We start from the raw sequence: 13,180 nt of genomic DNA on the forward strand, positions 1-13,180 counted from the left end.
GTCTCAGTCCTCCTGCTGCTTCAGCACCTGGGCGAGGCTCGGCGCCCCCCGGTCCCGCCGGGACATCGAGGTGGGCGGCAGCGGCCAGTCGATGGCCAGCTCAGGGTCGTCGAAGGCGATCGTCACGTCCTCGGCCGGGTCGTGCGGGCGGTCGATCCGGTACGAGACGTCCGCGGTCTCGGTCAGCGCCTGGAAGCCGTGCGCGCACCCCGCCGGGACGTACAGCGTCACCTGCGTGTCGCCGGACAGTTCGAAGGAGGCCCGGCCCAGGTAGGTCGGGGAGTTCGGCCGCAGGTCCACGATGACGTCGAAGACCTTCCCGTACGAGCAGCGCACCAGCTTGGCTTCGCCGGCGCCGGAACGCAGGTGCAGTCCGCGCAGCACGCCCCGGACGGAGCGGGACAGGCTGTCCTGGACGAAGGCGTCCGGGTCGAGCCCGATCGAGCGGACCGCGTCGGCGTCGAAGGTGCGGCAGAAGAAGCCGCGTTCGTCGGCGTACGGCGTCGGTTCGAAGAGGTACGCACCGGCGATCGCCGGGACTTCGGTCGCCTTCATGGGGTCTCCCGCAGAGCGTGGGCGTGGGTGTCGGGGTGGGTGTCGGTGCGGCCGGGCGGCGGGAACAGGGCCGCGGTCAGGGCGGCGAACTGGTGCTCCAGCCGGCGGGCGGCCGCCGCGTTCCGCTCGGCGAGGGTCCGCCGTAGCTCCGTGGACCGCTGCTGGAGCGCCCGGAACTGTTCGAGCAGCCGGTCGGCGTCGACCTCGCGGGCGGGGTGGCAGTACGCCTCCAGCCCCATCTGGGCCATCAGCGCGTCGCTCTTCACCGCGTAGCTCAGCGCGAGCGTCGGAGTGCCGGCCTTCAGCGCGCACACCAGGTTGTGGTACCGGGTCGCCACCACCGCGTCGGCCGCCGCCGCCTCCGCCATCAGATCGGCCAGGGAAGCCGTTTCGGCGGCGCTGACCAGCGGCGAGTCCACCGCCTGGAGGATCGCGGCGACCACCGAAGCGTCGACCTCGTCGCCGGTGAGCAGCCTCACCCGTCGGCCGTCCTCGACCAGCGCGCGCACGAACCGGGTCGTGCCCGCCAGGTAGCGCCGGTGGATCTCCTCGGCCCGGGCGCGGTCGTCGTCACCGCCGTGGAAGTCCATCACGCCGACGCAGACCGTGCCGGACGGGCCCGCGGGCGCGCCCGCCTCCGGCGTCGGCAGCGCGAAGGCGAGGTCCGGGTAGACCTCGTCGTGCGCGGTGTCCACGCCCATCGCCCGCATCGCGTCACGGGACGGCGCGTCCCGGTAGGACCGGTAGGCGGCCAGCCGCGCGGAGCGGCGCACCAGGGCCCGGGTGGGTCTGCTGCCGATCGCCGCGGCGCCCACGCTGACCAGCGCGACCTTGGTGCCGAAGAGCCGACCGCTGGCGCAGAGCAGGAACAGCGCGTACGGGAAGCCCCACGGCCGCAGCGGCAGCGTGGCCTCCAGGACGCCCATGCCCGGCACGATCACTACGTCGTGCCGGCGCACCCAGGCCGCGGTGCGGAAGGCGTCGACGAGCTTGCCCAGGCCCTTGCCGGCGATCGCGCCGACGCGCGACGCGGTCCGATACTCGCCGCGGTACCAGTGCAGCCGCGTCGCGGGGATCGAGTACCGGGCGGCGACGACCTCGGGTCCGCCGCACAGGGCGTCCACGGCCGCGTCCGGGTGCGCGGTGCGCAGATACCCGAGGACGGCTTCCAAGGATCCGTCGTTGCCGAGGTTCCCGGAGCCGAGCAGGCCGAACACTCCGACGCGCACCGCCCTGTTCGGCGGCTTCACGCCCGCCTGCCTTCGCGGCCGGCGACGAGGGCGTCCACGGAGACGGTGAGCCGGCCGGGGTCGACGGGGGCGCGGTCCTCGACGCGCTCGCCGGCGCCCGGGCGGACCCGGCTGGTCAGCCAGGCGAGCAGGTGGCGGCGGCACGCGCGCCGTTCGGCCGGGGACAGCGGCGCGCGCCGGATCGCCGCGACGAAGCCCCACACGTACTCGGCGAGCAGTCGGGGCGTCGGGTGCAGCCGGCCCGCCCGGCGCGGGTCCAGGTTGACGCACCGGGAGCGCTTGGAGGGGTTCGCCCGCTCGGCGCGGGTGGGGTGGTCGCGGCGGAAGTACAGCAGCTCCGGCACCTGGTGGAAGCGTCCGTGCAGGGTGATCTCGGCGACGAAGGTGCGGTCCGCGTGGTGGTAGCTGTCGTGCGGCTTCACCCGGCGCAGCACGTTCGCCCGCATCACCCCGTAGAAGTCGTCGCCGCCGGGCTCGAACAGCAGGCTGCGGAAGCGCTCCGGCGCGTGCGGCGAGTCGGTGGCGAGGCCGTACGCGTACGGGACCTTCACCCGGCCGTCGCCGTCGATGACGGCCTGGCCGGTGTGGGCGAGGATCACGTCGGGGTGCTCGTCGAGCGCGTCGACGCAGGCCCGCAGCAGGTCCCTGGCGTACAGGTCGTCGTGGGAGGCCCATTTGAACAGCTCGCCGCGGCACTCGGTGAAGACGTAGTTGTGGTTGGGCGCGGCGCCGATGTTCCGGGGCAGCCGGAGGTAGCGGATGCGCGGGTCCCGGGCGGCGTACCGGCGGCAGATGTCCTCGGTGCCGTCGGTCGACGCGTTGTCGGAGATGACCAGTTCGAAGTCCTCGTAGGTCTGGCCGAGCAGGGCGTCCAGGGATTCGGCGAGGTACTCCTCGCCGTTGTACACCGGCAGACCGATGCTCAGCCGGGGGTGGTGACCAGTGCCGGTCATGGGGTCCTCACTTCACGGATGGTGTTGTGGTGGTGCTCGCGCAGGGCGGACCGCAGGTGCAGCCACCACACGGCGGAGCCGCTGAGCGTCGCGGCGGCCACGCCCCAGGCCGAGCCGACGGTGCCGGCGACGGCCGCCCCGCCGAGTCCGCCGCCGACGTAGCAGGCGGAGGCGAACAGTTGGCAGCGCAGGCTGCGCCGGGCGGCGCCGAGCGCGCGCAGCCCGGCCGCCGCGCCCACCCCGAGGCCGGCGCCGGCGACGCCGAGGGTGGCGGGCACGATCAGTTCGGCGGCGGCGTGCCAGACGTCGCCGAGCACGAACTCGCCGAAGCGGTCCGGCACCGGCAGCAGCGCCGCGCCCCACAGCAGTGCGCCGACGGCCTGCCCGCCGCCGAGCAGCAGGCAGAACGTGCCGAGCCGGTGCGGGGCCTGCCGCAGCACCCGGGCCGCCTCGGCGACGGTGACCAGGGACAGCCCCATCAGTACGGCGAGGAACGGGCCGAGGAGGAGTTCGGCGCCCCGGACCACGCCCACCGCGCCGACGCCGACGATCGCGCCGAGGCCGTACGCCCGCAGTTGGGCCGCGCCGCTGACGCCGACGTTCTCGACCAGGTAGCGGTAGCCGAGGTCGCGGTGGGCGCGCAGCCAGGCGCGTGCTTCGGTGGCCCGGGGCCGGATGCCGGACTGGAGGCAGCCGTACGCCGCGGCGACCGCGGCGGCGGTGCCCCAGGCGAGGACGAACGCGGCGACGTTGCCCGCGCGGGCCGCCAGCACCATGGCGGGGACGAGCGCGAGGGCCCCCAGGAGGTCGTTGACGCACGCCTTGCGCCCGGTGCCGGCGGCGAAGAACGAGAACCGCCAGGCGTCTTGGAGCAGCAGCGCGGGCAGGACGACGCCGAGGCAGGCGAAGGCGTGCCCCACGCTGCCGCCCAGCGCCAGTCCGACGGCGAGGCTGACCGCGCCGACGGCGGTGCCGACGCCGAGCGCGGTGCCCGTCGCCCGGGCCGCCGCCGCCCGCCAGGACGCCTCCGACACCCCGCTGAAGCGGACCATCAGCGGGTCGGTGGCGAGCCCCCGGGAGACGCCGAGCACCACGCCGTAGGTCACCCAGGTCAGGGTGAACGCGCCGAACGCGGAGAGCCCGAGGGAGCGCGCCACGTAGATCCCCACCGCGAAGTTGGTCATGCTGCACACCGCCTGGTCGGCCAGTCCCCAGGACAGCCGGCCGGCGACGGCCCGTCGGGCGGTCGGCCTGGCTCGGTCGGCCCCGGCCGCCTCGGTGCTCGTCTGCTCCTTCCCGGTGGTCATCGCCGTCACGCCTTGATCAGCCCGGCGGCGCTCAGGGCGTCGGCCGCGTCCGCGACGGTGTCGAACGGCAGCCCGGACCGCTCGGCGACGTCCAGCAGGGCGTGTTGCCCGTCGGCGAGGTTGAGCACCCACAGCATCGCCATCTGGGCCTGTTTGGCGTCGCTGCGGCCGCCCAGCGAGTCGTACAGCCCGCGCCGGCCCAACTGCGGTTCGCCGTAGGGGCTGAGGTTGAGGTAGCGCCGGTTGCGGTCGAGCACGGCGCATGCCTCGCGGCAGACGGCGAGGGTGTCCGCCAGTGCGGCCGGGGAGACGAAGTCCGGATCGTCGGCCGAGGTGTGGTACTCGGGGTAGCCGGCGTACGGGGTACGGCTCAGCGAGCCCACGCCGAGGTCGAAACCGGGTGAGCAGAACTGTCGCTCGTCGTATCCGTAGGGGGTGAACTCCTTGATGGTGTGCGGGCGTTCGGAGGTGGCCAGCACGTGCCGCAGCACCCGGTCGATCTCCGCGTCCCCGCGTCGGCTCTTCTTGTACGTGAGGTCGCCGCGGTCGCCGGCGCAGGCCAGCACCAGCCCGTGTTTGACCCGGTCGATCCGCTCCGCGTTGCGGGCGAGCCAGGTGATCGCCCCGATGGTGCCGGGGGCGAACAGGAACCGGTAGGTGTACCAGGGCTCGCGCTCCGCCAACTCCCGGGCCAGGTGGGTCGCGACCGCGATGCCGGCGAGGTTGTCGTTGGCCAGCGAGGGGTGGCAGACGTGGGTGGAGACGATCACTTCGTCCGGGACCCGCCCGGGGACGACGTGCTCGGCGTAGGTGAGGTGGCCGTCGGCGAGGGTGGAGTCGATCCGCACCTCGTACTCGCCGTCCGGCAGCGCGTCCAGGGTCTCCTGGGCCAGGCAGAACCCCCACTGCGGCTGGTAGTAGCTGGTGCGGTAGGGCACCCAGGTCGGGTGGTCCGGCAGGGTGTGCAGGTGTCCGCGCAGCTCGGCCAGCGGCATGGTCGCCGACACGGGGACGCTGTAGCCGAGGACGTGCAGGCTGGACGCGGCGAAGTCGACGACCCGGTTGCCGGCGGCGTCGGCGACGTAGGCGTCCCGGACGTTCCACTCCTTGGGGACCGTCCAGTCGAGGACCTGCGTCCCGGTCGGCACCTCGTGCACCTGGAGCGGTACGTACTCGTCGACGATCTCCAAGGTGGCGCGGACGCCGTCGCCGGTGATGCTGCGGCACAGCGGGTACAGCCGCTCCACCAGGGCGTGCATCTGCTCGCCCGGCCCGGTCATCGGCGCCACCGCAGGGTGTCGTCGACGGCGTCGGATTCGGTGGCGGCGCGCAGCACGGCCAGCCGGGTGAAGCGACGTTCGAAGTCCTCGCGGGTCAGCCCGTGCTTGCGGTAGGCGTCGGCGAGTTCGACGGCACCCTGCTGCACCGTCCACTCGCAGTCGAAACCGGGCACGGCGGCGCGGAACCGGGAGAAGTCCACCCGGTACGAGCGGGGGTCGGCGCCGGTCTCCCCGGTGATGACCACCCGTGAGCCGTCGACGGCCTCGGCGACCTGCCCGGCGATCTCGGCGACGGTGACGTTGTTGGCCTCGCTGCCGATGTTGAACGCCCGGTCGTGGACGGCTTCCCGGGGTGCGTCGAGCGCAGCGGTGAAGGCCCGGGCGATGTCCTCGGCGTGCACCAGCGGGCGCCAGGGGGTGCCGTCGGAGAGCACCAGGACCTCGCCGGACAGCAGCGCGTGGCCCACCAGGTTGTTGAGGACGATGTCGGCGCGCAGCCGGGGCGAGTGGCCGAAGGCGGTGGCGTTGCGCATGTACACCGGGCTGAAGTCGCCGTCGGCCAGCGCGTGCAGGTCGTCCTCGACCCGCACCTTGGACTCCGCGTACGGGGTGACGGGGCGCAGCGGGGCGTCCTCGCTCACCAGGTCGTCGCCGCCGGCGGCGCCGTACACCGAGCAGGTCGACGCGTACAGGAAGCGCCGCACTCCGGCGTCGCGGGCGAGGCGGGCGAGGCGTACGGACGCGTGGTGGTTGATGTCGTAGGTGAGGTCGGGCGCCAGGGCCCCCAGCGGGTCGTTGGAGAGCGCGGCGAGGTGGATCACGGCGTCCACCCCGGCGACGTGTTCCGCGGTGACGTCGCGCAGGTCCACCCGGTGGCCCGCCGGGTCCACGGGCGGCGGGCCCAGGACGCAGTCGGCGAACAGGCCGGAGTCGAGTCCGACGACGTCGTGGCCGGCGGCGGTGAGCACCGGGGCCATCACGGTGCCCAGGTAGCCCTGGTGTCCGGTGAGCAGCACGCGCAAGGTTCAGTCCCCCAGGTCGAGAGTGAGTTTGGTGACGGCGAACGCTTCGGCGTAACGCGCGTGGCATTCGATGCCGCGGATCCGCGCGAGCCCGAGGAACGCCTCCCGGTCGTACCAGGGCCGGTGGCGCTGCGAGGGGTAGTGCTCCTGGAGCAGGTGCACCTTGCGTTCGGCGGTCGTCGGTGACAGCGGCTGGTAGGCGGTGGGGCGGCCGAGGTCGCCGTCCCACTTGACGATCTCGTAGCCGAGTACGAGGTGGTCGCGGAAGGCGGTGGTGACGAGCTGCGCGAGGCCCCGGTGGTCCTGGTGCGCGTCGTCGGTGCGGGGGGCCAGCACGAGGTCCGGTTCGATCCGGGCGCGCAGTTCCTCGACCGCGGTCTTGGCCTCGTCCCACTGGGCCGGCAGTCGGCCGTCGGCCAGTTTGAGGACGGTCAGCCGCAGGTCGGCGCCGGGGCAGAAGGCGGCGAGGGCGGCCCGTTCCTCCTGTTCCCGTTCGGTGCCGCCGCCGGTGAGCACCAGTGCCTCGACGCGGATGCCGGGGCGGGCGAGACAGGTCGCGAGCAGCGTGCCGCCGGCGCCGATGGCGATGTCGTCGCAGTGCGCGCCCACCGCGACGAGTCGGTCCAGGCGGTCGGAGCCGAGCCGGATCACGCGGTCCTCGCCTCTGCGCCGGCGCGCTCCCACACGCTCCAGGGGCGGTCGCCGCGGGCGTAGGCGGCGTCGAGCGCGGCCCGCTCCTTCACGGTGTCCGTCGGCTTCCAGAAGCCGCGGTGCTGGTACGCCACCATCCGCCCGCGCTTGGCGAGTTGGCCGCAGCCGTCGGCGACGAGGTCCCCGCCCTCGGGGATGTGGTCGAAGATCTCCTGGCGGAGGACGAAGTAGCCGCCGTTCTCCCACAGCGGCAGTTCGCTGACCGCGGTGATGCCGCCGACGAGGCCGTCTTCGCCCAGGTCCACGCAGTGGAACGAGGACTGCGGCGGCACGACCATCATCGACGCACCGGCGTCGCGCCGGGTGAACTGGTCGATCATCTCGGGCAGCGGGGCGTCGGTGAGCACGTCCGCGTAGTTGGCGAGGAACATCTCGTCGCCGTCCAGGTGGTGGCGCACCCGGCGCAGCCGTTCCCCGATCGGCGACTCCATGCCGGTCTGCACGAAGGTGATCTTCCAGGAGGCGATGTCGGTGGAGAGCAGTTCGGTGCGCCCGCCAAAGAGCACGAAGTCGTTGGACGTCGTCTCCTCGTAGTTGAGGAAGAAGTTCTTGATGTGGTGGGCGCCGTAGCCGAGGCAGAGGACGAACTCGGTGTGCCCGTAGTAGGCGTAGTAGCGCATGACGTGCCAGATCAGCGGGCGCGGGCCGACCATCGCCATCGGCTTGGGCACGTCGTCGGCGGCGCCGCTGCGCATGCGCAGCCCGTAACCGCCGCAGAAGAGTACGACCTTCATGCTGCAACCTCTTTCAAGACGTGGCCTCGACGACGCTCAGTTCCGGGATGGGGAAGACCAGCCGGCCGCCCCACTCGTGGACGAAGGAGAGCTGCTCGACCAGTTCGTCCCGCAGGTTCCAGGGCAGGACGAGCACGTAGTCCGGTCGGTCCGTGCTGATCTGTTCGGGCGGCAGGATCGGAATGCGGGTGCCGGGGGTGAACCGGCCGTGCTTGTAGGGGTTGCGGTCGACGGTGTACGGGAGCAGGTCGGGCCGGATGCCGCAGTGGTTGAGCAGGGTGTTGCCCTTGCCGGGGGCGCCGTAGCCGACGACCGTCTCGCCGCGGTCGGCGGCTTCGACGAGGAACCGCAGGAGGTCCCGACGGACCTTGGCGACCCGGGCGGAGAACTCGGTGTACCCGGACAGCTCCTGGAGCCCGGCGGCCTTCTCTCGCGCCAGCACGTCGGAAACCCGACGGGTCGGTTCGCCGGCCGCCTCGGTCGGCCGGGCCCACAGCCGGATCGAGCCGCCGTGCGTGGGCAGCAGTTCGACGTCGACGAGGGAGAGTCCGCCGCTGGCCAGCGCACGGATCGCGGCGGCGACCGTGTAGTACTGGAAGTGCTCGTGGTAGATCGTGTCGTACTGGTTCTGCTCGATCAGGGTCAGCAGGTGCTGCACCTCGATGGAGACCCAGCCGTCGTCGGCGACCAGGGCGCGCAGGCCCCGGGTGAAGCCGACGACGTCGGGGATGTGCGCGTACACGTTGTTCGCCACGACCAGGTCCGCCGGGCCGTGTTCGGCGCGCACGCCCGCGCCGGTGGCCCGGTCCAGGAAGGCGGTGAGCGTCGGTACGCCCGCTTCCCGGGCCGCGGCGCCGACGTTCACCGACGGCTCGATGCCCAGGCACCGGATGCCGCGGTCCACCAGGTGCTTCAGCAGGTAGCCGTCGTTGCTCGCCACCTCGACGACGAAGGCGCCCTGCTCCCCGGGGTCGAGCCCGAGCCGTCCGACGGCGTCGGTGACGAAGGTGCGCGCGTGCTCCACCCAGGACGTCGAGTACGAGGAGAAGTACGCGTACTGCGTGAACGTCTCCTCCGGGGTGATCAGCGGCGGGATCTGCGCGAGCCAGCAGTCGGTGCAGACCCGCAGGTGCAGCGGGTACGCCGGCTCCGGCCGGTCCAGTTCGTCCGCGGCGAGAAAGCTCTCGCACGGCGGGGTCGCGCCGAGGTCGACGACGCTCGCCGTCGCCGTCGAGCCGCACAGTCGGCATCGTGTCATCTGCTGTCCCCATCCCTGCCCGCGCGGGTCGCCCGCGACGGGCCAGTGCTTCCACCCTTGCTCGGCGGCGGGCCGTCCCCGCCGCCGGACCGCGCCGCGATCGCGGCGCGGTACCCCTCTTCCAGGCGCGCCAGCCCGACGGCCGGGCTGAAACCCTGCTCGTAGCGGCGTCTGGCCGCTTCGCCCAACTCCCGGTTGCGGCCCGGTTCGGCCGTGATCCGGCGCAGGCAGGACGCCAGCGATGCGGCGTCGTCCGGCCGGTGCAGCAGCCCGGTCTTCCCGTCCTCGACGAGTTCGACGAAGGCGCCGTGGCCGGCGGCGACGGCCGGCACCCCGGCCGCCATCGCCTCCACGACCACCAGGCCGAACGCCTCCAGCCACGTCGAGGGAGCCACCACGGCGACCGACTCGGCGATGACCTGCCGGCACTGCTGCGGGTCGTACAGGCCGACGTAGCGCACGTCGTCCCGGCCCGCCGCCCAGGCGGTCACCTCCCGCTCCAGCGGGCCCGCGCCGGCGATGACGAGCGGTACGCCCGCTCCGCCGTCCGCGGCGATCTCGTCCCACGCGGTCATCAGCAGCCGTACGCCCTTCGCCTCGGCGAGCCGGCCGAGGTAGAGCAGGTGCTCGCCGGCGCCCGATCGGCGGGCGTCGAGGTCTGGGTCTGGCACGAAGTTGTGCTTCACCCGGAGCCGTTCGGCCGGCATGCCGGCCCGCACCAGGACGTCGCGCTGCGCCGCGGAGATGCAGAAGAACCGCTCCACGCCGGTCCACCAGCGGCGCCGGTTGACCGCGAGGCTGACCGCGAGCGGCACCGCGGCCAGCCGGGAGTTCCGGTAGCAGCCGTGTCGTACGGCGGGCAGCGGCGCCCTGCCGACGCACTCGGTGCACGGCCGGCCGTCGCGTTGCAGCGTGCCGGGCGGGCAGACCTGGTTGTAGTTGTGCAGCGTGGCGACGGCGGGCACGCCGGCGTCGGCGCAGGCGGCCAGCACCGCGGGCGACAGCAGCGGGAACACGTTGTGGACGTGCACCACGTCGGGTCGTTCGCGGCGCAGCCGGGCGGCGAGTTCGGTGCGGACCGACGGGTTCCACGGCACCAGCAGCGGCACCGCGACCTTCCCCGGCAGGGACCGGGCGGCGATGTCGTCGCTGCGCCGCTCGAACACCTCCACCCGGTGGCCGGCCGCGCGCAGCAGCGCCACCTCCTGGTCGACGACGTTGTTCTCACCGCTCGGCTGCGCCGACGAGTAGCGGTTGTGCACCACGAGGACGTGCATGCTCAAGGACGCCTCCGTTCTTGGTCCCGGCGCGGGATGCGTGGTCGAGTTCGTCGGGGGGTTGCGGACGCGATCGGGGGCGCGGCCGCTGCGGGCGCCGCCAGCAGGGACGCGGCCACCGCCAGGTGCAGCAGGTAGGGCGAGGCGTCGCCCAGCCCGGCTTCGGTGTACGAGGCGATCGCGCAGTAGCTGATCAGGAAGATCGCGCAGGCCCTGGGCAGCGACGGCGGCCGCAGCAGGGCGACGCCGCCCAGCACGAGGACGACCGCCGCCACCAGCACCACGCCCGTCAGGCCCTGTTCGTGGTAGACGGCGAGCCAACTGTTGTCGATGGGGAGCCCGCCGAAGGACTTGTCGCCCAGGCCCACGCCGAACACCTCCTTGGCGGTCGACCGCGGCTGGGCCAGCAGTGCGTCCCAGACCTTGGCCCGGCCGGTGAGGCTGGTGAAGTTCTCCTGGCTCTGGCCGCGTAGGAACCACGCCCGCAGCGCGGGGGCGAACCCGACCGCGGCCACCGCGGCGCACACCACCGTCCAGGCGAAGAACCGACGGGCGGCGGCGCTGGTCAGCACGAGCGAGCCGATGGCCAGCGCCAGCCCGATGAGCAGGCCGAGGGTGGCGGTGCGGGTGTGGGTGAGCGCGAGCATCACCAGCGACGCCACGATGACCAGCGCGGCGCTCTTCCGGTCGGTCCGCCGGCCGAGGGCGAGCAGCACGGTGAGCCCGATGATGACGGCGGCGTACTGACCGATCTGCGGCGGGGTCAGCGGCCACAGCGCGCCGACCAGCCGGCCGCCGTACAGCTCCGGCATGGCGGCACCGGGAGAGACGACCGCACCGGCCGCGACCGAACCGAGCACCGCGAAGTACATCCGTATGTGGTGCCGGACGAAGGTCAGTTCGCCGTTCCACCAGCGGCTGAGCAGCCACAGGGACCCGATGAAGAGCGCCAGCCGGGCGCAGCGGAACAGGGCGCCGAAGCCGGCCTCCAACTGGACGCTGGAGAGCACGCTCGGCACCAGCAGCAGGGTGAGCAGCAGCAGGAAGGCGCTGGGTCGGATGCGGAGCCGCAGGTTGAGTGCGAGCGCCAGGGCGAACGCGGCGACCAGCGCGCCCATGGTGACCATCTGGATGAGGGAGCGGGGCAGCGGGATGACGGTCTTCGCCCCGGCGGAGCCGAGGGTGTTGAGGACCAGCAGGCCCCAGGCGACGCCGACGGTCTTGGGCGTGCGGGCGGGCCGGCCTTCCGTTGCGTCCGCTTCGTCCGGCGCTCCACCGGGCCGCAGTTCGCCCACGTCAACCACCGGCCCGCGGGTCGAGGGTGCTGCCGGCGTCCTGGTCGTAGGGCGCGGACTGCCACTGGCCGAAGTCGAGCACCCGGCTCGGGTCGTGGGCGACGAAGGTCCACGGTCCCAGGTAGACGTTGTCGCGCCAGCGGTTGCGCTGCCGGTGGGTGATCGCGTCGGCGACCTGCTCGCCCTGGTAGGGCGACCAGTCGGGATAGGTGCCGTAGTTCGCCAGCACCGCCATCCGGTCGCACTTGACGGAGCACTTGAGGACGGACTTGTCGAGCACGAAGCGGTTGTCGTGGACGTCCACCCGCTGGGTCTTCCAGCGGCAGTCGGCGTACAGCGGCGCGGTGGCGATCGCCGGCCGGGCGCAGCGCGCGGCGCGCGGCACCAGCAGGGTGCAGTGGCCGGCGGAGGTGTTGGCGGGGCTGTTGCAGAACCGGTCGGCGTTCTCCCACAGGGTGATGCCGGACCAGTTGTCCTCCAGCACGTTCCGGTGGATCTCGATGCGGTCGGTGCGGGCCTTGATCCGCGGTTCGCCGCCGGACTCGGACACGTACACCGTCGCGAAGGGGAAGCTGTCGCCGCGGTCGGCGTGCCGCCGCCCTTCCACCCAGTTGTTGCGTCGGATGGTGTTCTTCACGATGACCGCGTTGTAGCTGGTCTCGTAGATCAACGCGGCGCCGTCGTTGGCTTCGATGAGGTTGTCCTCGAAGCGGAAGTCGTTGTTGTTGGTGTCGGCCCACAGGCCGGCGCCGCGGTTGTCGTGCACCCAGTTGCGGCGCACGTCGGCGCCGTTGACGGCCCAGAACTTGATGCCGGCGGTGCAGCCGCAGCCCGGTCGCTTGCGCTCCCAGTCGTCGGTGTTGTTGCCGGTGATCTCGTTGCCCTCGACGACCAGGCCCGTCAGGGGGCCGGTTGCCTTGTACGCGTTCATGCCGTACTGGCCGTTGCCGCGCAGACAGCTCGCGCTGACCCGTTGACGGGCGCCGGCCATCAGCCCGGCGCCGGAGTTGTGCTGGATGGTGGTGTGCTCGATCGTCCAGCCGTCGGCCGAGTCGTGGTTGACCACGCCCTCGTTGTGCGGTGCGACGAAGCCCTGCACGGTGAGGTGGCGGATGGTGACGTCGGGGGCGCTGCCGCCGAACGCGTACTGGTTGGTGCGCCGGCCGTCGAGCACCGCGCCCGGCGCGCCGAGGTAGCGGTTCCCCGGTCGGGGGATGACCTGGGAGTAGCGGTCCGGCGGGAGCCGGTGCGCGCCGGGACGCAGCCAGAACGTGGTGTTCGGGGGGTTGTTGCGGGTCTTGGCGGCGAGGTCGCCGACCACCGAGGGGTCCACCGGCACCGCGCCCGGGGGCGCCTGCGCCGGCCCGGCCGCGGGCTCGGCGCACACCCGGGCCGCGGACCGGGCCGCGGACGGCGCGCCGGTCGGCTCCGTCGGGGCGCCCTGGGTGCCCTGGGTGCCCACGCAACTGCCCGCCAGCAGGGCCGGCGCCGCCACCGGCACCGCCCAGTTCCGCCACTTGATCACCACGCCCCCTCTC

12 protein-coding genes are annotated in these 13,180 nt (G+C 73.0%); all 12 read right to left on the bottom strand.

Annotated features, from left to right (window positions below):
- Positions 1 to 3: 3 nt before the first annotated feature.
- The 12 genes from rfbC to ACH4E8_RS13860 are packed head-to-tail and all read right to left on the bottom strand — an operon-like array spanning position 4 to position 13,170.
- Positions 4 to 555, bottom strand: coding sequence for a dTDP-4-dehydrorhamnose 3,5-epimerase (gene rfbC, locus ACH4E8_RS13805; RefSeq protein WP_398447634.1), 552 nt, complete (start codon positions 553 to 555; stop codon positions 4 to 6).
- Complete coding sequence (locus tag ACH4E8_RS13810; protein WP_398447636.1) at positions 552 to 1,805, bottom strand: polysaccharide pyruvyl transferase family protein; 1,254 nt, start codon at positions 1,803 to 1,805, stop codon at positions 552 to 554. The genes rfbC and ACH4E8_RS13810 overlap by 4 nt, the downstream gene beginning before the upstream one ends.
- The gene (locus tag ACH4E8_RS13815; protein ID WP_398447638.1) at positions 1,802 to 2,758 is read right to left on the bottom strand and encodes a glycosyltransferase family 2 protein; all 957 of its coding nucleotides are present in this window, start codon (positions 2,756 to 2,758) and stop codon (positions 1,802 to 1,804) included. Before ACH4E8_RS13815 ends, ACH4E8_RS13810 begins: the two co-directional genes overlap by 4 nt.
- Entirely contained in the window at positions 2,755 to 4,065 is a 1,311-nt protein-coding gene (locus ACH4E8_RS13820) for a hypothetical protein (protein WP_398447640.1), read from the bottom strand. Before ACH4E8_RS13820 ends, ACH4E8_RS13815 begins: the two co-directional genes overlap by 4 nt.
- Before the next feature lie 5 nt (positions 4,066 to 4,070).
- Positions 4,071 to 5,354: a DUF4910 domain-containing protein gene (locus ACH4E8_RS13825; protein WP_398447642.1), complete on the bottom strand. Its 1,284-nt coding sequence runs from the start codon at positions 5,352 to 5,354 to the stop codon at positions 4,071 to 4,073.
- Positions 5,342 to 6,367 (bottom strand): NAD-dependent epimerase/dehydratase family protein, encoded by a 1,026-nt coding sequence (locus ACH4E8_RS13830; RefSeq protein ID WP_398447644.1) that lies wholly within the window; start codon positions 6,365 to 6,367, stop codon positions 5,342 to 5,344. The genes ACH4E8_RS13825 and ACH4E8_RS13830 overlap by 13 nt, the downstream gene beginning before the upstream one ends.
- A 3-nt stretch (positions 6,368 to 6,370) precedes the next feature.
- Complete coding sequence (locus tag ACH4E8_RS13835; protein WP_398447646.1) at positions 6,371 to 7,018, bottom strand: PIG-L deacetylase family protein; 648 nt, start codon at positions 7,016 to 7,018, stop codon at positions 6,371 to 6,373.
- Entirely contained in the window at positions 7,015 to 7,812 is a 798-nt protein-coding gene (locus ACH4E8_RS13840; protein WP_398447648.1) for a glucose-1-phosphate cytidylyltransferase, read from the bottom strand. The genes ACH4E8_RS13835 and ACH4E8_RS13840 overlap by 4 nt, the downstream gene beginning before the upstream one ends.
- Before the next feature lie 13 nt (positions 7,813 to 7,825).
- Positions 7,826 to 9,070 carry a class I SAM-dependent methyltransferase gene (locus ACH4E8_RS13845; RefSeq protein WP_398447650.1) on the bottom strand — a complete coding sequence of 415 codons (1,245 nt, stop codon included), beginning with the start codon at positions 9,068 to 9,070 and terminating at the stop codon, positions 7,826 to 7,828.
- The gene (locus ACH4E8_RS13850; RefSeq protein ID WP_398448297.1) at positions 9,067 to 10,347 is read right to left on the bottom strand and encodes a glycosyltransferase; all 1,281 of its coding nucleotides are present in this window, start codon (positions 10,345 to 10,347) and stop codon (positions 9,067 to 9,069) included. Before ACH4E8_RS13850 ends, ACH4E8_RS13845 begins: the two co-directional genes overlap by 4 nt.
- Before the next feature lie 2 nt (positions 10,348 to 10,349).
- Positions 10,350 to 11,633, bottom strand: a complete 1,284-nt coding sequence (locus ACH4E8_RS13855) for an O-antigen ligase domain-containing protein (protein ID WP_398448299.1) — start codon at positions 11,631 to 11,633, stop codon at positions 10,350 to 10,352.
- Positions 11,634 to 11,643: 10 nt separating this feature from the next.
- Complete coding sequence (locus ACH4E8_RS13860) at positions 11,644 to 13,170, bottom strand: right-handed parallel beta-helix repeat-containing protein (RefSeq protein ID WP_398447652.1); 1,527 nt, start codon at positions 13,168 to 13,170, stop codon at positions 11,644 to 11,646.
- Between the last annotated feature and the right edge of the window lie 10 nt (positions 13,171 to 13,180).

The sequence above is a fragment of the Streptomyces sp. NPDC017979 genome, assembly GCF_044328175.1.
In the GTDB taxonomy this organism is placed as follows: Bacteria; Actinomycetota; Actinomycetes; order Streptomycetales; family Streptomycetaceae; genus Streptomyces.

What these genes read in the sequence shown, in the direction of transcription:
- ACH4E8_RS13845 (WP_398447650.1), bottom strand. Translation starts at nt 9,070, where the DNA reads ATGACACGATGCCGACTGTGCGGCTCGACGGCGACGGCGAGCGTCGTC.
- ACH4E8_RS13850 (WP_398448297.1), bottom strand. Translation starts at nt 10,347, where the DNA reads ATGCACGTCCTCGTGGTGCACAACCGCTACTCGTCGGCGCAGCCGAGC.
- ACH4E8_RS13840 (WP_398447648.1), bottom strand. Translation starts at nt 7,812, where the DNA reads ATGAAGGTCGTACTCTTCTGCGGCGGTTACGGGCTGCGCATGCGCAGC.
- ACH4E8_RS13820 (WP_398447640.1), bottom strand. Translation starts at nt 4,065, where the DNA reads ATGACCACCGGGAAGGAGCAGACGAGCACCGAGGCGGCCGGGGCCGAC.
- rfbC (WP_398447634.1), bottom strand. Translation starts at nt 555, where the DNA reads ATGAAGGCGACCGAAGTCCCGGCGATCGCCGGTGCGTACCTCTTCGAA.
- ACH4E8_RS13815 (WP_398447638.1), bottom strand. Translation starts at nt 2,758, where the DNA reads ATGACCGGCACTGGTCACCACCCCCGGCTGAGCATCGGTCTGCCGGTG.